The sequence below is a fragment of the Saccharophagus sp. K07 genome (assembly GCF_014336955.1).
Classification (GTDB): domain Bacteria; phylum Pseudomonadota; class Gammaproteobacteria; order Pseudomonadales; family Cellvibrionaceae; genus UBA5868.
This window is the reverse complement of record NZ_QRAI01000004.1, coordinates 457,504-478,627: the sequence shown is the minus strand read 5'-3', so window position 1 is coordinate 478,627 and position 21,124 is coordinate 457,504. Positions and strand designations below refer to the sequence as shown.

Below are 21,124 nucleotides of genomic sequence, written 5' to 3'. Positions count from 1 at the left end.
CTTGGGGCTAAGAATTTTTTGAGTATCACGTGCTCATAAGCCATGATCACCACACCACATCTATTCTTCATCACCTCCAACCCACACCCCCACCCCCAAAAACCCCAAAACTCCCTCAACCTCTCCATAGCCCATTCCCTTAACCGCCTCACAATACGCACGCATTATTTGTTTATAGACGCTAACTTCCCGCTCTACAAATTGCTGAACACTTTCACCTTCCATTGGAACACTTGTTTTATAGTCCACCACCCAGGCTTTATTGCCTTCGGTTCTTAATACGTCGATTACGCGGTGTTCGACTGCGCCATTGATGACCACGCTTAGGGGCAGTTCGAATTGGCAGTTGCCGCTGAGCAGCCATTCGAATTTTGGGTGTTGCAGGGTTTGGGTGATTAGGGTTTTGAGTTTCTGGACGGCGGCGTCGAGTTCTGTTGGATTCACGCCCAGGCTTAACAGGCGGCCGCGCCAGAAGGGTTCGACTTCGTCGAGGTTTTTATTTTTCCAATTGTGTAATCCCTGTTGACCAATCAGTTGCAGAATTTCGTGCGTGAGTGTGCCGATCAAACGGGCGCTTGAATTTTCCTTTTCAGAATTGCTTTGCGCATTTTGCAGGTTTTGGTTGTTGTATTGGTAATTGGCAATAAACGGCTGCAATAAATCCACGCGCGGCAGTTGTGGCATTTGCCAGTTGCTGGTGATGCGTTGCAGTGGGCGGGGAATATATTGGGGAATTTGGTCGGCATTTTCTTCTGCTGTTTTGGGTGCAGGATAAAAAACTGCAGTGGTGTGCACGCTGGACCAGATGGGTTTTAGCAAGGTGTTTTCTGCGGGTTCGCAGAATTCGCGCACTTCGCCTTCTTTAGCTTTTATTTGAGCGAGCAAATGCAATTGTTTACGCGCACGCGTGCAGGCCACATACAACAAACGGCAGGCTTCCAATTGCGTGCGTTTTTTCTGTTCGTATTCCAGGTGTTTGTAGATGGGGTCTTTATCCTGCCCGGTGGCGCTGATGGGGGCGAGCAGCCATTCTTCGTGACCGTCCAAACTTAAACGCTCTTGCCAGAGCAACAATTCCGAATCCTGATTGCGCGGTTGGCGGTGCAGGCCGGGGAGTATAACGGTGTCGAATTCCAATCCTTTGGATTTGTGCATGGTCATAATTTGCAGGCGTTCGTCTGCTTGCGGGTCCGGCGCGGCGAAGAGTTTTTCCAAACCTTCATTTAATTGTTCGAGAGTAGGTATTTCGCCTACGGAATTTAATTTTTCCAGCAATTGCAAAAAGCGTTCGGCGTCGTCGAGTTCGCTCGCTTGCTGCAAACACGCGGGGCCGCCGAGGGCGATCCAGGTTCCTTCCACCCATTGGCGTAATGGTTTGCGGTGACGTTCCGCCAGTGCGGTTTGCAGAATGGGCGTTATGCGTTGCAGGCGCGCGCGACCATCGGCGGAGAGGACGCGCTCGGTGGTGAAGAGTTCTTCCTGCCGGGTTTGGTTGGCCAAGGCGGTTTGCATTTGCCGAATGATGGGCGTTTCCGCCGGGCCTTGGTTGGCGATGATTTCGAGATCCGCCAGGGTGAGGCCGCACCAGGGCGCGCGCAGTATGGCGAGCCAGTGGATGCGGTCGGCGGGAAACAGCAGCGCTTGAGTGAGGGACATTAAGTCCATCACCACCGGCTGTTCGGCGAGGGTTTCCAGATCCACGGCGCGGAAGGTGAGGCCCGCCGCTTTAAGCGCGGGGATGATATGAGCGGCGTGGTTGCGGTTGCGCACCAGCAGGGCGATGGTGCCGTCCGGGTTTTGCGCGCGCGCTTGCTGGATCAGGTCGCACACCAATTGGCCTTCAAATTCCGCGGGCAGGCCTTTTTCGTACAGGTGGGTTTGCACGGCAGGGCCGGGAATTTCCGGGCGGAAGGCTTCCGCAGGGGAGAAGGCCACAGCGCCGGAGGAAATGTTGTGGCGCGCGGGGAAGGCGCGTTGGAACACGCGGTTGATCCACTCCACCACACCCGCCTGGGAGCGGAAGTTGGCGGTGAGTTGCAGCGGTTCCAGCGGCAGACCGCCGAGGCCATGTTCTTTGCAGTGGAGGAACAGGCCGACGTTGGCGTTGCGGAAGCCGTAGATGGACTGCATGGCATCGCCCACGCAGAACAGGGTGCGGCCATCGCCCGGTTGCCAGCCGGCGGTGAGCCTTTGCAGCAGGTCCACCTGGCTGAAGGACGTGTCCTGAAACTCGTCGACGAGTATGTGTTGGATGCGGTGATCCAGGCGCAAAGCCAAGTCAGTAGGAACAAAAAGGGTCGGCGCTTGATCATCCCCCAGGGCCTGACGGGCGCGACTGCTGATTTCCACAAAGTCCACTTCGCCCCGGGCGGCGAACACCAGTTTGAGGTGGGCCACCAGTACCGGCAGAACGGCGGTAAGCGCCTGGAGGATTTGCCATTGCTGGTCGTTGTAGGTGGGTGCGGGCCAGGCGCTGATGCCTTGCAGGGCTTCCAGCAGGTCCGGCACTTCCTGCAGCTGGGCGATCAGTTCCAGCAGGCTTTCCTTCTTCCTTTTATAAGCGGCTTTTTCGTCTTTGCCTTCGCCGGCGGGGAAGCCCGCGCGCTTGTCCACGGTTTTGCGCCACTCGCCTTTTTGGGTGAGCAGCAGGCAGGCAAGGCCGCGCCATTGGGGCATTTCTTCCGGGCGACAGTCCGGCACGCGGCCCAGTTGATGGAGCGCATTAATGGGATATTCGACGTTTTCCCGCAGCAGGTTGGCGGCGGCGAAGTCGCCCAGCTCGGCCAAGGTCTGGTGGCATTCCGGCGGCAGCAGTTCGCGCAGGCGGGTCATTTTGTCGATCAGCGCGTGCTGCAGGTGATATTCCAGTACGCCGCGCAGGGATTCGGGGCTTGCCATACCTTGGGTGCCGTAAGCCATACCTTGTGTGCTGTACAGAACGGGCAGCCAGATATCGCGGCTGCCGAGCATTTTGCAAAGCAGTTCTTCCAGGCGGGAGTAGCGGTTGTCCAGGTGGCCGAGTAGCTGGGCGAGGCTGTCCGCCCAGGGCATTTCGCTTTCCAGGGTGTCCAGCAGATCCTTCACCGCCGCCTTGTACAGGGGCTGGGCATCCTCCGTGGTGGCCACGCCCGCGCCGAGGGAGGATTGCAGCGGCAATGCCTGGGTGAGCATGGCGCACAGGCTATCGAAGGTGCGGATTTGCAGGCGCGAGGGGTTGGTAAGCAGTTGCCAACCATATCGCTCATCGGCCTGCAATGCGTCGCGGGCGAGCTGCCAGGTTTGCAGTGCATGGGCTTCCTGCGGCTCGGGGCCGCGCCCCGCCGCCAGGGCGCCGAGGATACGCGCGCGCATTTCCGCCGCGGCTTTACGGGTAAAGGTGATGGCGAGAATGGATTCCGGCTTGGTGACCCGCGCCAGCAGAGTGAGCACGCGCTGGGTCAGCAGCTCGGTTTTACCGCTGCCCGCCGGGGCCTCGCAGATAAAGGAGCCGGTGGGGTCGAGGGCGCGCTGGCGCTGGGGGCGGTCGGCGGGGTGACGAATATCGGTCTGGCTCATGCGCCCTCCTCCTCATCAGCCAAAAGGTCAGTCAGGCCGACGCGAATGCGGCAGAGACTGTGCAGCTCGCAGAACTGGCAGGTGGTGACGCTGTGTTTGGGGTCGACCCGCGCTTCGCCGCGAATAAAGTCCTGGGCGAGGCGTTCCAGGGTGTCGCGCCAGTAGTTGAGGATCTCGCTCCAGTCGTCCGGCAGATCCAGTTTGCCCAGGGCTTCCGCGGCTTTCAGGCCGGGCACCAAATCCGCCTCGGCGCTGATGCCTTTGGCGGTCACTTCTTTTACATGCAGTTGCGCGAACATGGCGGCTTTTAGGCGTTCTCCTTGGAGGATGCTGTAGAGCGGCACTTGAGGTTCGTCCGGGCGCTCGCCGGCCCAGGCTTTGATGTCCGTCTGGCCGGATTTGTAGTCGAGCACGACCAGGCCATCCTCGCTCTCCAATTCATCGATACGGTCATAGCGGACGCGCAGCGGAATGCCGCCGATTTGCACTTGTTGTTGCGCTTCCTGAAACACCACGCGGAACGGCGGGCGCTGTTTTTCCAGTTCCAGCCAGGCGCGGATCAGGGTTGCGGCGCGTTTGCTTTCCAACTCTTTCAGGCGCGGGCCGAGATGGGCCTGCCCCTCGATGCGCAGCCAGGAGCGGCGGATGCTGTTGTCGATCAGGTCATTAAGGGCCGGCTCCTGCAGGGCGAGCAGCGCCCGTTGGGTTTGCAGCTCTTTCCAGATCAATTCCAACGCCATATGCAACAGGTTGCCCCGCGTTGGCGGGCTTATGCCGGACTGTAAGTCTTCACTTTCTTTGGCATGCAGGCGGTGCAATGCAAAGGCTTTAAAGGGGCAGGCCGCCTGATTTTTGAGGATCTGACTGCCGCCGCGCAGGCGTTTGGGTTCGAGCACTGGCGGGGCGCGGTCGTCGAGCAGGCTTTCCAGCGGGCTGCCCAGCATCTGGCGGGCGTAGCTGGGCGGAGTGAAGTCCGGCAGTTGCTCGATGTCGCCTTGCGGAATGGCATCGAGCAGCGGGCTTGGCCGCAGGGGCTGGTCGCCGTCCAGCATGGGGGAACTGAAGATTACGGTGCTGGCGCTGGTGGCGAGGCGCTGGGTCAGGCGCGCGGCCAGCTCCAGCTCGCGCTCCACCGAGGCGCGCGGCATGCGCCACTCGCGTTGCAGGTCCACCGGCAATAGCGGGTTGGGTTTGCTCGGCTCCGGCCAAACGCGGTCGTCCAGGCCGGTCACCCACAGGTAGTCGAAGGGCTGGCCTGCGGCTTCCAACAGGCCGAGCACTTGCACAGGCGACGCGGCGGTTTCCGGGTGGAACGGCGTATAAGCGAGGCGGGAGAGTTCCGCCAATGCTTGCTGCCAGGTGACTGGCTCGGGGCTGACGCTATCCAGGGCGGTGAGCTGGTCGAGCAGGTCCGGCCAGTGTTGGTATTGCTGGTATTCCAGAGTGTCCAACGGGCGCGGACCGGGCCAGCCGAGGGCGCGCAGTTGCTGGTCGAACACCGTCGCCCAGGTGGCGAAGGGCTGTTTTTTCTGGCGGTAGGGGTAGATCAGTTGCTGCATATCGTGCAGTTGTTGATGCAGCTGCGCGCAGCCGATCTCTTCCCTGCCCGCTTCGGCGCGCAGGGCGGTAATGGGAATGGTCACGTGGGTGCGGCGCAAATGGGCATCCAGTTGCAGGCGCGCGGTCCATTCCTGTTCGTTCCATAAAAACGGCGAGTGCAGCAGTTGGGTCAGGCGGTCGCGCTCGATGTCGTTATCGTTTAGGCGCAGCGCGAGTAAGGCGGTGGACATCAGCGGCGTCTGCGCCAAGGGCTGCGCGGCGGAGATGTTGAAGCCCGGCGCATGGCGCGGCTGGCCGGGCAGAATGGCTTGCGGCTCGAAGACTTCGGTAAATATGCGCTCGACTAACGGGCGCTGCTGGGCGAGATCCGGCACCACTATGCCGATGGAGCGGGAGTTGTCCTGCTCTACCAGGGCTGCGGCCCAGCGGGCGGCGCGGCGCAATTCGGTCTGCCGGTCGATCAGCTCCAGCCTTATGGCGGTGCCGGGCATGGGCGGGTCGAAGTTGTCCACCGTGCGGCCTTGGCTGCGCAGCAATTGGCAAAAGGCTTGTTCGGCGGGCGCCATTTCATCAAAGCCCACCAGAATCAGGGTTTGCGGCAACAGCAGCAGGTTCTGCTCGGCCATGGCGGCAACGCGTTCGAGGATGGAGCCGCTGTCCAGTTGCTGTTGCTGCTCGCAGAGGTTTTGAAAAGCTTCTGCCCAGGTTTTAAAGAGGCGCACTTCCTCCAGATGCTCCGGCAGATCCTGCCAGCGGCGGCCCCACAGTTTCAGGTAGCGCCACGCCTGCGCGGCGAGGTCGGCCATGGAATCCTGCGACAACAACTCCGGTGCCCCGCCCTGCTCAATCGCCTGCAACCACAACAACCGCTCCTGATGGGCGGCTAACACCCGCCCCTCCGCGAGTTTATGTACCGCCCCCGTCTGCGCCTGATCCCACAACCCCTGCAGCCAGATGCCCCAGGACTTGCACGGCAAGGTCAGCCAAGTAGCGGTTTGGCCGTTGGCGGCGGACCAGATATCAAACTGCTTAACCAGAAACCGCGCCAGACGCTGGTTGGGCGTCAGCACCAGTGTGGTGGCGTCGATGCGGGAAAAGAGGGTGTGGTATTGGGGGAATAGATGCACGGTTTGGCCTAAGTTTGGGTGACAGCCGCATTATTGAGCTCCTGTATCGGGAGGCCATAAACGGGCGGTATGAACTAATGTAAGAATAAAAACGGTAGTTGCGCTTACTTCGTAAACTAGACGGTAGTTTTCGTGGGGAAATAACTCTCTGGTTCCTACCACCTGCCCCGCTCGCCCTAAAAGCGGATTGTCTTGCAATCGTTCGGCGGCGGCCTGGAATAGCCTGTCCAGTCGATTCGCAGCATCCCGATCTTCAGCCGCTATGTATTTCCAAATTGCCTTGCGATCATGGATCGCTGCGGCAGTCCACACCACGTTCATTCTGCATCCTTATCACCCCTCATAGAGGCGAATTCCTTTTCAACTTCTTCGTTGCTGAATACCAATCCTTCTGCAATCTGCTGTCGGGCTATAGAGACCTTTTGCTCCAGGAACGCTTGATATTCCTGCGCCGCCCGCTGCCGCTGCACAAACTCGCGCATCAACTCCCGCATCACCTGAGATGCTGGCCTGTGTGCCGCCTCTGCCGCCGCCATAAAGGCATTGCGTAGCTCCGGTTCCAGCTTCATTGTGAAAACAGCTTCTTTCATACACGTGACCTCCTTAAAACAGGTACTGACAAAGTATATACCTCTTCATCACCCTGTGACTCCATTCTTCCTGGCGGTTATCGCACGTATTATTTCCCGATCGGGAAATTTAAGTAAAAACCCACATCTTCAGCCATGCATATTTCCCGATCGGTAAATATTGCTTGCATTGAGCAGAAGGCCAGCCAATAATTTCCCGATCGGGAAATTGCGCTTATGTTATCGATTCGATCCCCCCAACAACTCGGACAGGCTCTGCGTGCCGCTCGCAAGCAACTCGGTTTAACTCAGCCCCAGCTGGCTCTGACTGCGGGGGTTGGTGTGCGTTTTATTGTCGACCTTGAAGCCGGCAAGCCCACTTTGCGGCTGGAAAATGTGCTGCGGGTCATTGATGCGCTTGGCGGCGAGATTCAGTTGGCTGGACTTTCTGTAACGGCAGATGACGTTGAGGATGCAGCACGTGACTCGTGAGTTGAGCGTCTGGCTGTTTGCCAATCACGTCGGTACCCTGACCTTGATCGATGGTCGCATGAGTTTTTGCTATTTAGCGGCATGGTTGCAGCACCCGCGGGCCATGGCTTTGTCAGCCTCTCTCCCCTTGCAAGCGGAGCCATTCGACGATCGGCAAACGCGTCCCTTCTTTGCGGGCCTGTTGCCAGAGGGGCAGATGCGCCGGCTACTTGCCAAGCAGTTCCAGGTGTCTAATCAGAATGATTTTGTGCTGTTGGATCACCTAGGTGGTGAATGCGCCGGGGCTGTGAGCTTGCTTGCACCGGGGCAAACCCTAGCGGCGCCTTCCCTCGGCGATAAAGTCCAATGGTTAAGTGACGATGAACTGGTTGCGATTCTGGATGAATTACCACACCGCCCCATGCTCGCGGGCAAGGATGGGCTGCGACTGTCGCTGGCAGGCGCTCAAGACAAGCTACCGGTGGTGTTTGACGGTGCTCGCATAGGACTCCCACTCAACGGCACGCCCAGCTCACACATTTTAAAACCCGCTATTCCGACCCTCGAAGACAGCGTCACGAACGAAGCGTTTTGTATGGCACTGGCTAAAGCCATGCAGCTCAATTCGGCAACAGCAACTCGCCACCAAGTGCAGGGCCGCCATTTTCTGCTGGTCGAACGCTACGACCGATCGACAGATGCTCAAGGTCGTCGACAACGCATTCATCAAGAGGATTTTTGCCAAGCGCTTGGCGTAGTGCCAGAAATGAAATACCAAAACGAAGGCGGGCCAGATTTGCCGCAATGTTTTGAACTGGTCCGCAGAGCGACGCGCCCGAGTGCGCCCCAGACCTTGCGCCTGCTCGACTGCATTATTTTTAATGCACTAATTGGCAATCACGATGCCCACGCCAAGAATTTCTCGTTGTTGTATCTGCAGAATGCGACCGGCAGTGCTGCAGTTCTGGCACCGTTTTACGACCTTTTATCGACAGCGATTTACCCGACGCTGACGCAAAAGATGGCCATGAAAATTGGCAGCAAGTACAAATTCAGTGAAGTTCAGGCCCGCCACTGGGAACAATTTGCAGAAAGCGTCCGCCTATCCAGGGCACAGGCCAAAAAACGCATTTTGGAGCTAGCAAGCTCTCTGCCAGCTGCAGCCCGTAAACTTCAATCCGATCCACAGCAAGGCTTTGCAGGAAATGTATTGGTTGAGCGAATAACGGACTTAATTGAACAGCGCTGCGCGCTTACGGTTAGACGGCTCACGGCCAACAATGATGCGAATTAATTAAAAAGGGCAACCAATCATGACCCACATTATCGGCCTAACCGGCGGCATAGGTTCCGGTAAAAGTCTTGTAGCAGCGCGGTTTGCAGACTTGGGCATTACAGTCGTAAATGCGGATACAGTCGCGCGGGAGGTTGTGGCCAAGGGGGAGCCGGCGCTGGAGGCGATTCGCGAACATTTTGGTGACGACATTTTGTTGCCCACTGGCGAGCTCGACCGACGCAAATTGCGCGAGATTATTTTTAAAAACAGCGCGGAAAAAACCTGGCTGGAAAATTTGCTGCATCCGATTATTCGGGTGCGCACTATCGAGCAATTAAACGCCGCCACGAGTCCTTACGTAATTTTGGAATCGCCTTTGTTATTGGAGACCGATCAGCATTTATTGGTGGAAAAAATTATTGTGGTGGATGTGGACGAGGCGACGCAGATCGCCCGGGCGAGTGCACGAGATGGCAGTGATGTGGAACAGATCAAACGAATTGTTGCGACCCAAATGCCGCGCGCAGAGAAATTAAAAAAAACGGATTATGTGATTGATAATAGCGGCACCAAAGAAAATACATTGGCTCAAGTGGATAAATTGCATCAGGATTTGTTACAGCTTTAGGAGTGTCACCATCAGGTCCTCTCCCTCTGGGAGAGGATTTAGGTGAGGGCCTTTGGTACCAATTTTTTAAGCAAAATCATCAGAAATAAAAAAGGCAGCTTAGAAGCTGCCTTTTTTGTCTTACCGCGTAACTTAGCGGTTTGATGCTACGTAATAACCAACATCGCGAGCAATTTCTTCCAACATCAAATTGGATTGTACGCCGAAGCCGTCAGTCCATGCGCCTGCTTTGCGCATAAATCCTGGGTTGCTGAGTTTTTTGCCGTCACCAGTTTCGAAGGCAACGTCCATAATCACAACAGAGCTGCCCGCCATAGCGCCGCCCCAGAAGCGCGCTGCGCCGCCGATGAATTTAATTTGCTTGATATAAGGCTTGATCACGAGAACGTTGGACTGGCCTTTCAAATTCAATTTTTTGGCATCTTCAACGGATTTCAGTTCGACATTTGAAAGAAGACTGTTGATCTGCTGAGCCAATACTTCGTCAATTTTGTTGGCGGCTTTGATATTCGCTTCGTGACTTGCGTAAGCCGGTGCAATTTCAGAGCGAACCAGGATGACTCGCTTAAATTCACCCAAACGCTGAGTGGAAGGAGTGACAGGAGAAGGTTGTTCGGTAATTTTGGTCGCACAGCCAGAAAACAACATCAGGCTGAACAAAACACAGGTCATTTTTAAACGAGCTACTAGTGACATTAAAGGCAATCCTTTTTGGTTAGAGGGCCGCCAGGATAAAACAGCGGCTTGCGGGAGTAAACAAAACGGCTCCGAACAGGTAATGACCACGAAATAACCTTCTCGCGCACCAGCTACCTTAGAGCTGGCAGAGATTGGCGAAATGTTATCCAATAACCGCCTAGACTAACGCTGACGAAACGATAAACTCGCCCGCCCAAGCGAAGCTTATATACCAGCCTCCTTTAATAGACTGCTCCCTATGTCCAAAAAAGCCGTCACTGCGATCTTTGCCGTTGTATCTGTTCTCTATCCCTGCCTAGTGTATATAGGTCTGCAGCGCTGGTCGTTCCAGATGTTCGGGTTGTTGATCATCGCCGTAGGCGCGGTGCGCTTTGCGCTGTCGGACCGCAACAATTCCAAGGTCAATCTGGCACTGTTCGGCGTTACGGTGGTGTGCGGCATCGGCATTTGGTGTTTTCCATCCGAGTTAGCGGTGAAGCTTTACCCGGTATTGATGAGCGCCTTTGTCGGCTCCCTGTTTGCCTTCAGTCTGAGAGATAAAGAAGCCCTGATTGAGAAAGTCGCACGCTTGCGCGGTGCGCAAATGACGCCCGCTGCGGTTCGCTACACCCGGCGGCTGACGGCAATTTGGGCACTGGTTTTGTACCTCAACGGGGGCGTTGCTCTATACTTGGCGCACTTTGCCACCACCCAGGCCTGGACTCTCTATTGCGGGTTCCTGTCTTACGTGATTCTGGGGGCATTTGCGGGTGGTGAGCTGGTGTTCCGCCATTTTTATATGCGGCAGCAGCGCGAGAAGGACATAGCGACGGATAATTTGTGAACCATATGCACAACTCTCTTGCCGACATTTTTCAGGGCGATGAATGGCCCGACCTGCTCGACATTGATCAGAGCGGGGATAAATCCGTGTTCCGTTTCAAGATAGGCGCGGATCTCAAATGGCTGAAGGGGCATTTCCCTGGGCAGCCCGTTCTGCCCGGCGTTGTGCAAACCCATTGGGCCTGTTGCCTCGCGCAGCAGGTGTTTTCGCTGCCGCAAAACATCAAACGTATCGACAATCTGAAATTTCAGAATGTGATTCTTCCCCACCAGGAAGTGAGCCTGGAATTGGCGCGCCATAGTTCTGGTGATTCCGTGACCTTCCGATATTCCGATCCTGCAACACCTGCGCAAGCCTTTTCTGAAGGCAAGCTGGTGTTTTGAGTTTTTCCATGCGTTTTTGTCTGTTGATTCCTCATTACAACCATCATGAGCAATTGGAGCGCTTTTTACCGAGCGTGATGGCTCATGATTTGCCGTGCGTTATTGTTGACGACGGCAGCCGCCCCGAAAGCGTTGCGCATTTGCAGCGCATTTTGCCGCAGTATCCCAAGGTCACACTGCTGACCATGCCGCGCAATCGCGGTAAAGGTCGCGCGGTAAAAACCGGTATTTGCTGGGCCACCATGAACGGCTTTACCCACGCAATTCAAATCGATGCGGATGGCCAGCACGATGTGCAGGATATTCCGCGTTTTATTGAAGAAGCGCAGAAATATCCAGATGCGATTATTTCCGGCCAGCCATCTTTTGATAAAAGTGCGCCCGCCGCGCGCCGCCACGGCCGCAAAGTCACTACTTTTATTTGTGCGCTGGAAACCTTTTCGTTTGCGATTCGCGATGGCCTGTGCGGTTTCCGCGCTTATTCTTTGGCGGCATTCGAAAAAATCGAAGACGCGTTTTATATCGGCAACCGTATGGATGCGGATACAGAAATTCTCGTCAAAGCAATTTGGGCAGGCGTTCCTGTACGGTTTATTCCCACCGCTGTGATTTATCCCGAAAACAATATCTCCCACTTCCAATATCTGCGCGACAATCTGCTGCTGATTAAAGTGCATAGTCGCTTATTGCTCTCTGCGCCCTGGAATCTTTGCGCCATGTGGTGGCGGCGGTTCAAGAATTGATATGGAAAAGAAGCAACGCCATTGGGCGAATCTTTCAGAGTCCGGGAGCTACTGGGGCTTGGTTTTTATGCTCTGGTTGTACCGCGTGTTCGGACGTCGGTTGTTCAACTGGATTTTAGGTCCGGTAGCGATTTATTTTTTTCTGGTGAACGGTGTTGCGCGCCGCGCCTCGCGTGAATTTCTCAATATCCATGCCGAGCGTTATCCCGAATATTGGAAACGGCCACCGAATAATTGGGATGTGATTCGCCATATCTACAGTTTTGGCCAGGCCATTCTGGATAAATTGCTGGCTTGGTCGGCGCCCATCGAACTCAGCTGTTTTGCCATTCAGAATAAGCCTGCATTGGATGCGTTTTTAAGTCGCCCGACTGGAAAATTGATCATAGGCTCGCATCTGGGCAATCTGGAATTTTGCCGCGGCTTTGTGCAGCGTTATATGGAGCACACCATCAATATTCTGGTGTACGACCAGCACGCGGCAAACTTCGTCAAAATCATGCAGAAAATTAATCCCATGTCGCGCATCAATGTGTATCAGGTGACGCAGCTGGATATTCCGCTGATTCTGCTGTTCAAAACCAAACTTGAAAATGGCGAATGGCTGTTTATTGCCGGCGACCGAATTCCGGTGACGGGAGAAAATTCATTGTTGGTGGATTTTTTTGGCAAACCTGCGCCATTTCCCATTGGCCCTTACGTCTTAGGCAAAACATTGCAGTGCGAAGTGAGTTTGATGTTTTCCTATCGCGTCGGCGATAAGGTGAATTTTGAACTCGTGCCTTTTGCCGACCGCGTCAATTTGCCGCGCCGCGATTCGGAGCAATTGCGCCACTACGTGCAAACCTATGCAAACGAGCTGGAGCGCCAGGCCGCCAAAGCGCCGCTTCAGTGGTTTAATTTTTATCCCTATTGGGCCAACCGTGATGAAAGATCTGCTGATATATCAACTGATTCCACATCGTGAGCCTATGCTCCTGATTGATAAGGTGCTGCATGTGGCTGCCGATTCGGCATCTGCAGAAGTGCATATCACAGCGGATTCACCATTTTTTATGGCGCCCACCGGCGTGCCCGCGTGGATCGGTATTGAATATATGGGGCAGACCGCAGCACTGATTGCAGGGCATCAATTGCAGCAGGGCCTGACGAAGCCGCATCTCGGCTTTTTGCTCGGCACGCGCCAGTATCAAATACATGTACCCTACTTTGCGGACGGGGATATTTTGCAGGTTTCCTGCACTCAAGCTGCGTTAAGCGGCGACCAACTTGCACAATTCAGTTGCGAAATTTCGCGCGGCGGCGAATTATGCGCAACAGCCAAATTGACGGTATTCCGCAAACCGGTTACCGCACCCGATCAAGAGAATACAACTTTATGACAGCGAAACGTGTCGTAGTTACAGGTGCAGGAGCCATTTCCTCGCTCGGCCACGATTGGCCCAGCGTGCGCGCCGCATTATTGGAAAAGAAAAATCGCGTGCGTTATATGCACGAGTGGGATCGCTTCCCGGATTTGCAGACACGCCTCGCCTCCCCTGTCGATGATTTTGTTTTACCTGCGCATTACACCGCGAAAAAACGCCGTGCTATGGGCCGCGTTGGTCAATTAGGAGTAGTCGCGACAGAAAAAGCGCTGGCAGATGCGGGATTATTAAACGATCCGATTATCAGCAGCGCGGCAACCGGTGTGGCTTACGGTTCAGCAACCGGCAACAGCGACGCGGCAATGGAATTTTTTGGCTTATTGGAACACAACTCCATGGCCAAAATTAATGGCACCACTTATTTACGCATGATGAGCCACACCGCTGCAGTCAATATCAGTGTTTTGTTTGGCACTTGCGGGCGCATGTATACCACTTCCAGCGCGTGCACAGCGGGCAGCCAGGGAATTGGTTATGCATTCGAAGCCATTCGCGCCGGCCAACAAACCATTATGATCGCCGGTGGCGCGGAAGAATTATGTCCGACACAAGCAGCGGTGTTTGACACCGTTTATTCCGCCAGCTTGCGCAACGACAAACCGGAAACTTCACCGCGTCCATTTGATACACAGCGCGATGGTTTGGTACTCGGCGAAGGCGCTTGTACTTTAATTCTGGAAGAGTACGAACACGCGAAAAAACGCGGTGCGAATATTCTAGCGGAAGTGGTCGGCTTTGCGACCAACTGCGACGGCGTGCATCTGGTAAAACCCAATCCGATTACCATGCGCCAAGTTATGGCCGACGCCCTCGCCAGTGCCCAATTAAATCCTTCCGATATAGGCTACATCTCCGGCCACGGCACTGCCACCTTGCAAGGCGACGTCGCCGAAACCAAAGCCACGCAGGAAATCATGGGCTCCAATATCCCCTTCAGCGCCTTAAAAAGTTATATCGGCCACAGCCTCGGCGCCTGCGGATCTTTGGAAGCTTGGACCGGTATTCAGATGATGCGGGAAAATTGGTTTATTCCGAATTTAAATCTGGATGAACTAGATCCCAATTGCGGGCAGCTGGATTATATAGTCGGCGACGTGCGCGAAATTAAAGCGGATTATTTTATGAGTAATAATTTTGCGTTTGGTGGGATTAATACGTCGCTGATCTTTCGGCGGGTTTAGTTAAATAGACGCCCTTGCGGAGCCCTCCCCGAGGAGAGGGAATTAGATCGCACTTCGATTTAACGCTGCTTCCTTTTTACAAAAATTTTCTCTACATCTCGATAAGGACGAACTTTTGCCCCCTCCCCTTCCCAAGGGGAGGGTTGGGGTGGGGTTTGGTTTTTAAATCATCCCGCCATTTACCTGAATCACCTGCCGCGTAATATAAGCTGCGCCATCCGACATCAAAAATTTCACCAGATTGGCCACATCTTCCGGCGCGCCTACGCGTTGCATGGGGATCATTTTCAACGCTTCATCCACGATCAAGCCGCTGGTCATTTCCGTTTGAATAAATCCGGGGGCGACACAATTGACGGTGATATTGCGTTTGGCCAATTCCAGAGCGAGAGCTTTGGTCGCACCAATAATGCCGGCTTTTGCCGCGCTGTAATTCACCTGGCCGCGATTGCCGATAACGCCGGAAACAGAAGATAAAGTCACAATTCGCCCGCCTTTGCGCAACCGAATCATCGGCATAATCAGCGGATTTAATACGTTGTAAAACGCATCCAGATTGGTGTGAATCACGCGGTCCCAATCTTCGCCGGGCATTGCAGGAAAAGCATTGTCTGCGGTAATTCCTGCATTGCACACCACACCGTAAAAAGCGCCGTAGGCTTCGATTTCGTTTGCCAGGGCTTCGGCCACCGTTTCGCGTTCGCGCACGTCAAAACGAATAGCGCTTGCGCGGCCTCCGGCCGCTTCAATTTGCGCAATCAAGGCTTCCGCTTTGGCGGCGTTGGAATTGTAATGCAGGGTGACGTGATAACCTTCCGCTGCCAGCGCGGTTGCGCAAGCCTGCCCTATTCCACCTGTAGCGCCGGTTACGAGCACTCGTTTAATGGTCATGAATGTTTCTCCAAATTGCAATTAACCAGAATGCGCCAATTAAATTACCCAGAATTCCCAAAGCCGCCGTCATACCAAATGCCTGCACTGCGGGCAGCACCGTAAGGCCGAGCACACCGAAAGACAAAATACTGGTGGCAGCGGATAATACCAAGGCATTGGCGAACTCGTTGGAGGCATTAGCACTGCCCACCATTTCGGAGGCAAAAACCAAATAATCCACTCCCAAACCGAGCACCAAAAAGGCGGCCATTACATGGAAAAGCGTAATGGGCACATTGGCGAGCAGATAAATCAGCGCAATACAGCCGAGCACGGCAGCGGGCACCAGGCTTAAGATCAAAGCCAAACGCCAACCGTGGCGACAAAAGAAAATAAAGGTAATCAGCAGCAGCGCAAAAAATAAATAATAACCTGCTGTGGTGCGCAAATGATGCAACCCTTCTTCGGTCTGCTCGACCATGGACACCAATTCAACGCCGGGAATTTCCGCCGTTATGTTGCGCAGCTGATCGAGCGCGGTATTTTTGGGAATTAACAGAGCCGTAACCAGAGATTCGCCTTCCAGCCAAAGCTGCGGAAATCCTGGCAAATCCTTTAATAAATCGGCAGGCGTTAAAATTTTCCCTGCCCAATTGCGGTATTCCGTTTCCAGGCGACTCAAATGTTCGCTATCGGTAATTTCATAATCTTCCACCAACGCAGTCGCCAGTTGCTGATTGGTATAGAGTGCTGCGTTGAGCGAATAGTTTTTCGCTTGTTCACTTGGCGACGGTAAAAGTGCGTCAATGCCCAAGAGTCCTTTTGCACTGTTATGAGCAATATCTCCCCAACGAGCGTGCAGAAAGGCAATTTTTTCGTAAATCTCCTGCACATTCTCGCCTGTCACCACCACAAAAGTGGCCGGTTCATAATCGGAGATCCAGGCGTTGACGATACGTTCATTTTCAAACAGCTGCTGATTCTGTTTGATAAAGGCTTTCGGACTATCGTCGAATTTAATCTGTGCATTCAACACCAGCACTATAATCCAGACAGCCAAAGCAAATAATGCCAGCAAAGGAACCCGCCCAATGCGCCGCAAGCCTTCGATGCTCTTGTGCGTCAAAGCACTTAACAGTCGGTCATGGGATTTCAGTTTTTTGGTGGACCAGGGTTCGATCATCAATACCAACAGACAGGCATATACCAAGCCCGCAATGGAAAACAGCGCGACCTGGCGCAAGGTCTCCAGTCCCGACATAGCCAGCGCGCTGTAGCCAACAATACTGGTCATCAGACTTAACAATAATGCGCGATAAAAATGCGAGCGGTGATTGGTCTGAGAGGCGGATTTATTTTCCAAATGGAAATAATACAGATGCAGCGAATAATCGACCGCCACGCCGATCAGACTCGCACCAAAGAGCAAGGTGAGGATATGCAGAGAATTCCACAAGCTATGGCTGATCACAAAGGCGAAGCTGACACCCCCAATAATGGACAGCATCGAGCCTGCCAGCGGGCGAATACCGCGAAAAATTGCCAGCATCAGCAAAATAATGCATATGGCGCCGGTGTTGGACACCATATTGATATTTTTCTGTGCCGATTGTGCCGAATCCGCGGCAAAAAAGATCATGCCGGATTGCAGCCATCTTACCTCGGGAAATTGCTGCGTTATTTCCGTTTGAATATGGGATAACTGCTCGATCCAGATTTCCTGCGTGCTGAACGCCATGCCATCGGCAGGCAAGTCAAATTGCCAGACGGAAAAATGCTGCTCTACACCGCCATGTACAACTGAGCGAATATCGTCCGCGCTATCACCGGCCAATCGTTCCTGAATAAAAAATGCGTAATCGTTCAGCGCGCCAAAAGGATCGCGATCAAAGCCGGTCAAACGAACTTGGCTGGTGCCACTGAATAATTTTTCCACCACCCATTGGGTCAGCTGCGCATCATCTTTTTGTTCCAACAAAGGGCGCAAAGAAGGACTGAGAAAATTGTAGGGATATTGCTCCAGCAGACGAACATATTGTTCGACCGTATCGGTCATATCCGCAACACGTACGACGGAGTTCTGCTCTTCTGCTAAAGCGCCTAAGCGAGTGCGCATAGCATCAGATGCGGCGCTGACTTTGGCGGGATTTTCGGACGCGAGCACCACTATGGCTTTGCGCGATGCCGCGCCGGACAACTGGTTGATCAGCTGCTCGCCGAGCGAATCCTGCGCCGCCTGCGGAGCCAGACTCCGCAAGTTGGTATCTATATTTAAACCTGTCTGAAAAAGCTTGATGAGCGCAACTGCAAAAATCAGTGTCGCCGCCAAAAAAGCCAGTTTGATGGCCCATTGAAATTGGCGGACCCGGCGGTCGGCGTTTGACTCCTGCATATTATTTTGCCGGGCTTGGGAAAATCAGATCGCAACCAAGGGTTGATTGCAATAAGGTCGCGCATGAGGCTGCATCGAGTTGTGTCAGCGGGCGCATATTTGACAATTCCAAAACCATATCCTGCTCATCCACGCGTTTGACCTGTACGCGCATTCCCGCGTCCTGCGGCTGCAGGTCGATATTGTGAATATATTTTTTCAGGCGTTTTTGGGATGGCACCAGGCGCGTGGTGTTCTCAATGGTTTCGCGGGCGAAGTATTTATTAATAAAACTCTCATCGCCGCGCATGATGCGGGAAATAATGGTGCCGACGCGTTTTTGCACAGCGTTTTTTATTTCCTGCTTATCAGTTGCAGATTTGATCAGCCACTGCTTGCCATCCATTTGGTAAACCAGAGTTTCGCGGATGGGCTTGTCGGTGCTCCACACGGTGCCGCGCTCGCAATCCACCACAACCTTGCCGCGCGTTACCAAAGGTTTGGGCAAACCGGTGAGATATTTTTCCTGGCGAAATTCTGCGAATTGCAGACAACTTTGTGGAGTCAGGGATTTGCTAGCGGCGGGAAGTGTTACGACTGCAGGCGCGGTTGAAGCAGGCGCTTCAACAGCGTTTTTCTCAACAGTGTTTTCCTCAACGAGATTTTTCTCGTCACTATCCGCAACCGTCTGCACCGTCAGCAATGCAAATAGCCAAATTCCGGCGAGCCAGTTTTTCATTGCAGCGCACCCTCGGCCAACTTCATTTGATATTGCGCGACCTTGTCGGTAAATACACTTGGGCACACCAGCTGCAAATGTTGATCGCCCAATGCCACCGCCGCTTGAATACTGGTTGCGGTGGTGTGCACTGCCAGGGTTTCGGCATCCAGAATTTTGTAATCGCATTTCAGCCGGTGTTCCCACTCCAGCAATTCCACGCGAACCAGCACATTTTGTTGAAAGCGCAAAGGCAAAATATATTTGATTTTCATTTCCACTATGGGAAAAGCAAAACCGGTATCGCGCATGGTGGTGTAGTCGTAGCCGATTTTGTCCAACAGCTCGCAGCGCGCCACTTCGAAATATTTGCAGTAGTTGCCGTGCCAGACGATATTGAGCGAATCCACATCAAAAAATGGGATTTGCATGCGGGTTTCGCTAATGATTTTTTGCCCAGCAACCGGCTGTAACATAAGGAATCAGTCCTCGTTGATGACCTTGCACACGGCGTCCACCAGGTCGCGCACGGTGCGAATTTGATGGAAATTTTCGATGGCGACTTTTTTATTGGTCAGCGCTTTGAGTTCAATCAGAATATTGACCGCATCAATACTGTCGATATCCAGATCCTCGCGCAGATCCACGTCTTCGTTTACAGAATCCGCATCCAGTTCGAACTGCTCCTGCAGTACACGGACAACAAATTGATACACATCTTCTCGGGTCGGTTTTTCGGACTGCATGTTCAGGCTCCAGCAGAAGAGTTGCCGGGCAACTCATCAGGTTCAAGACAAGTTTCTAGATATTGGTTCAAGTGCCGTGCTTGCACGCCAGTGGGACGGTTGCTATCGATAACGTCCTGCACGGCAAATTCCGGCAGCACATAAAATTCAAAATGCGGCTTGCGCGGCGGCACATGGTACCACTTGTCGTTTTTTCCCAGAGTCGCGGGCTGACAGCGGATTCGCAGCGGGACAATAGGACATCGGCTGGCCACTGCGATGTTCGCCGCACCACGTTTGAATTTGACTCCGCGCCCGGTGGTACGAGTGCCAGCGGGAAAGATCACCAGCGCGTCGCCGCGCTGGAGCGCATTCACGGCGTTTTCGAGCAGATCTATGCCGTCTTCGTTGTTGGGGATATAACCCGCCAGCCGCGCAATACCGCCGGTAAACGGATGGTTCGCCATGGCGGCTTTGACGATAAAGGCGGCATTGGGGATCAAGGCCATCAGGAATACGGCGTCGAGCAAGGTCGGGTGGTTGGCGACGATCAGCTTGCCGTTGCTTTGCAATGTGTCGAAGCCTTCATAGTGATAGGTCAGCAATCCCATCCCTTTGAGCATGCCGATATAGACTTTGCACATAGAGCGGATGGCGCTGCGCACCAGGCGGACGCGGCTATCCGGCGCGGGCCGGCGTATAAACAGCCAAGCGCCGAGCACCAACCCCAGCACAAGCGCTCCGCAACCGAAAACAAGAAAGGAGAAGCCGGTGGCGGGTACCCGCCAAGCGCGGGGCAGCGACTTCACCCCCGGCTCCTGTGATAGCTGTAATGAGGATTGCACCTGTCAACCGCGTGTCTATATCGGCTGACCCGATCACAATTCCACAAGCGCTTCGATCTCGACCAACAATTGCTGTCGGCAAATATCCGCGTAGACGAAATTGAGATGTTCAGGAGCATAGATTTTTTCCAGCATGTCGCGCGCCGGCTGCAAATGCTCGGGGTGACGCAGGTAGACGCGCAGTGCACTCATTTTGCTGAGTGATCCGTTGGCCTGAGCGACCAAGTGGGCAATATTCTCCTGCGTTACCTGCAGCTGAACAAGAAAGTCGCCGGGTGCGTGGGTGCTGTGCCCGAGAATGCTCGCCGTTCCCGACACGAACAGATACTCCTCATCGGCCATGTTCAAGCGCGTCGCCCGGGCGAACGAAGGGCTGCACGGGCCGTACTGGCGCGGATAGGTATAGGCAGGGACCTGCCGGGAGTTTTCCAGGTTCCGGCTCGGTTCCTTGGCGGCGAGCATATAGATCACGGCGCCGTCCGTATGGTGGCCCAAGGCGGAAGCTGCGGGGTACTGGGTGGCAACCATGCCGTAACGGGTAAAGGCGTGCATGCGGCCATTGCAGAACTTCTTGTAAACCTCCTGATCCCCGTCGCCGTAGTTGATGCGGGGCAGAAGATTCCAGATGCGGAACGGGTGCGGATGACCAAATGACCTGGCGAGATTGAGCAGTCGGTTATACGCTTGCTCAGTGGATTCCTCCATGTTTTCGCATTCAGCGGGAGTTATCCACGTAGCGACACACAAAAGATCGCCTATCCTGCTCCACTGGCAACCATTTTCCTGCCCGCGTTCCGCGCGACCAAAAGGATAGCGAATGACTTCATAACGAACGTCATTAAGCGAAGTCAGGCCGGACGGAATGAGTCCCAGTGTAGCCGGTGCAGAACAGTCACCGGTGTAACCGACGATCGCCAAAACGCCATCTTGATTCAACAGATTACCCACGTCTGAGGCAGTGTGGGCAGAGAGGTATTGCTGGGTAAATATGGACATAAATTGCCGAGTCGACAGCCCTATGAATCACAAGTATCTCAGGGGCCGATACCGCTGATTAAAAGGCGAGGATTGTATACAATCGCCGTCCCTGTGTTAAGGCGTTTATCTGGCCGCCGTGGATGCGTGCCGCTTAGTCGCAAAAACAGACAAA

21 protein-coding genes are annotated in these 21,124 nt (G+C 54.3%); 9 read left to right on the top strand and 12 right to left on the bottom strand.

Annotation, left to right across the window (positions count from 1 at the left end; all coding sequences use genetic code 11):
* Window positions 1–60: 60 nt before the first annotated feature.
* The 4 genes from DWB84_RS14520 to DWB84_RS14505 are packed head-to-tail and all read right to left on the bottom strand — an operon-like array spanning window position 61 to window position 6,832.
* Window positions 61–3,555 carry an exodeoxyribonuclease V subunit beta gene (locus tag DWB84_RS14520; protein ID WP_187410522.1) on the bottom strand — a complete coding sequence of 1,165 codons (3,495 nt, stop codon included), beginning with the start codon at window positions 3,553–3,555 and terminating at the stop codon, window positions 61–63.
* Window positions 3,552–6,242: a PD-(D/E)XK nuclease family protein gene (locus DWB84_RS14515; RefSeq protein WP_187410521.1), complete on the bottom strand. Its 2,691-nt coding sequence runs from the start codon at window positions 6,240–6,242 to the stop codon at window positions 3,552–3,554. The genes DWB84_RS14520 and DWB84_RS14515 overlap by 4 nt, the downstream gene beginning before the upstream one ends.
* Before the next feature lie 30 nt (window positions 6,243–6,272).
* On the bottom strand, window positions 6,273–6,563 hold the full coding sequence (locus DWB84_RS14510; protein ID WP_187410520.1) for a type II toxin-antitoxin system RelE/ParE family toxin: 291 nt from the start codon (window positions 6,561–6,563) through the stop codon (window positions 6,273–6,275).
* On the bottom strand, window positions 6,560–6,832 hold the full coding sequence (locus DWB84_RS14505; protein ID WP_187410519.1) for an antitoxin of toxin-antitoxin stability system: 273 nt from the start codon (window positions 6,830–6,832) through the stop codon (window positions 6,560–6,562). The genes DWB84_RS14510 and DWB84_RS14505 overlap by 4 nt, the downstream gene beginning before the upstream one ends.
* Before the next feature lie 216 nt (window positions 6,833–7,048).
* Between DWB84_RS14505 and DWB84_RS14500 the strand changes: the two genes are divergently transcribed.
* Genes DWB84_RS14500 through coaE form a run of 3 tightly spaced genes read left to right on the top strand, consistent with a single transcriptional unit; the run spans window position 7,049 to window position 9,186 of the window.
* Window positions 7,049–7,303 (top strand): helix-turn-helix transcriptional regulator, encoded by a 255-nt coding sequence (locus DWB84_RS14500; protein WP_187410518.1) that lies wholly within the window; start codon window positions 7,049–7,051, stop codon window positions 7,301–7,303.
* Window positions 7,293–8,576 carry a type II toxin-antitoxin system HipA family toxin gene (locus DWB84_RS14495; protein WP_222868197.1) on the top strand — a complete coding sequence of 428 codons (1,284 nt, stop codon included), beginning with the start codon at window positions 7,293–7,295 and terminating at the stop codon, window positions 8,574–8,576. Before DWB84_RS14500 ends, DWB84_RS14495 begins: the two co-directional genes overlap by 11 nt.
* A gap of 19 nt (window positions 8,577–8,595) precedes the next feature.
* Complete coding sequence (gene coaE / locus DWB84_RS14490) at window positions 8,596–9,186, top strand: dephospho-CoA kinase (protein ID WP_187410516.1); 591 nt, start codon at window positions 8,596–8,598, stop codon at window positions 9,184–9,186.
* Between the two features lie 132 nt (window positions 9,187–9,318).
* On the opposite strand, the gene DWB84_RS14485 is transcribed toward coaE, so the two are convergent.
* On the bottom strand, window positions 9,319–9,882 hold the full coding sequence (locus DWB84_RS14485; protein WP_187410515.1) for a hypothetical protein: 564 nt from the start codon (window positions 9,880–9,882) through the stop codon (window positions 9,319–9,321).
* Between the two features lie 241 nt (window positions 9,883–10,123).
* On the opposite strand from DWB84_RS14485, the gene DWB84_RS14480 reads away from it, so the two are divergent.
* From DWB84_RS14480 to DWB84_RS14455, 6 genes are read left to right on the top strand one after another with little or no spacing between them, the layout of a single operon-like run.
* Complete coding sequence (locus DWB84_RS14480) at window positions 10,124–10,708, top strand: hypothetical protein (protein ID WP_187410514.1); 585 nt, start codon at window positions 10,124–10,126, stop codon at window positions 10,706–10,708.
* A gap of 5 nt (window positions 10,709–10,713) precedes the next feature.
* Window positions 10,714–11,091, top strand: coding sequence for a hypothetical protein (locus tag DWB84_RS14475; RefSeq protein ID WP_255429013.1), 378 nt, complete (start codon window positions 10,714–10,716; stop codon window positions 11,089–11,091).
* An 8-nt stretch (window positions 11,092–11,099) separates the two neighbouring features.
* On the top strand, window positions 11,100–11,834 hold the full coding sequence (locus DWB84_RS14470) for a glycosyltransferase family 2 protein (protein WP_187410512.1): 735 nt from the start codon (window positions 11,100–11,102) through the stop codon (window positions 11,832–11,834).
* A 1-nt stretch (window position 11,835) separates the two neighbouring features.
* Window positions 11,836–12,801 carry a hypothetical protein gene (locus DWB84_RS14465; RefSeq protein ID WP_187410511.1) on the top strand — a complete coding sequence of 322 codons (966 nt, stop codon included), beginning with the start codon at window positions 11,836–11,838 and terminating at the stop codon, window positions 12,799–12,801.
* Between the two features lie 4 nt (window positions 12,802–12,805).
* On the top strand, window positions 12,806–13,216 hold the full coding sequence (locus tag DWB84_RS14460; protein WP_187410510.1) for a 3-hydroxylacyl-ACP dehydratase: 411 nt from the start codon (window positions 12,806–12,808) through the stop codon (window positions 13,214–13,216).
* Entirely contained in the window at window positions 13,213–14,442 is a 1,230-nt protein-coding gene (locus tag DWB84_RS14455) for a beta-ketoacyl-ACP synthase (RefSeq protein WP_187410509.1), read from the top strand. The genes DWB84_RS14460 and DWB84_RS14455 overlap by 4 nt, the downstream gene beginning before the upstream one ends.
* A 162-nt stretch (window positions 14,443–14,604) precedes the next feature.
* Here the strand turns inward: DWB84_RS14455 and fabG are convergent, their stop codons facing one another.
* The 7 genes from fabG to DWB84_RS14420 form a co-directional block, all read right to left on the bottom strand.
* Complete coding sequence (gene fabG / locus DWB84_RS14450) at window positions 14,605–15,333, bottom strand: 3-oxoacyl-ACP reductase FabG (protein ID WP_187410508.1); 729 nt, start codon at window positions 15,331–15,333, stop codon at window positions 14,605–14,607.
* On the bottom strand, window positions 15,323–17,707 hold the full coding sequence (locus DWB84_RS14445) for an MMPL family transporter (RefSeq protein WP_187410507.1): 2,385 nt from the start codon (window positions 17,705–17,707) through the stop codon (window positions 15,323–15,325). The genes fabG and DWB84_RS14445 overlap by 11 nt, the downstream gene beginning before the upstream one ends.
* Before the next feature lies 1 nt (window position 17,708).
* Window positions 17,709–18,425, bottom strand: coding sequence for a hypothetical protein (locus DWB84_RS14440; protein ID WP_187410506.1), 717 nt, complete (start codon window positions 18,423–18,425; stop codon window positions 17,709–17,711).
* Window positions 18,422–18,880, bottom strand: coding sequence for a thioesterase family protein (locus DWB84_RS14435; protein WP_187410505.1), 459 nt, complete (start codon window positions 18,878–18,880; stop codon window positions 18,422–18,424). Before DWB84_RS14435 ends, DWB84_RS14440 begins: the two co-directional genes overlap by 4 nt.
* Window positions 18,881–18,886: 6 nt before the next feature.
* Window positions 18,887–19,150 carry an acyl carrier protein gene (locus tag DWB84_RS14430; protein ID WP_187410504.1) on the bottom strand — a complete coding sequence of 88 codons (264 nt, stop codon included), beginning with the start codon at window positions 19,148–19,150 and terminating at the stop codon, window positions 18,887–18,889.
* Window positions 19,151–19,152: 2 nt separating this feature from the next.
* Entirely contained in the window at window positions 19,153–19,938 is a 786-nt protein-coding gene (locus DWB84_RS14425) for a lysophospholipid acyltransferase family protein (RefSeq protein ID WP_187410503.1), read from the bottom strand.
* A 69-nt stretch (window positions 19,939–20,007) separates the two neighbouring features.
* Window positions 20,008–20,970, bottom strand: a complete 963-nt coding sequence (locus DWB84_RS14420; protein ID WP_187410502.1) for a pteridine-dependent deoxygenase like protein — start codon at window positions 20,968–20,970, stop codon at window positions 20,008–20,010.
* Window positions 20,971–21,124 lie beyond the last annotated feature (154 nt).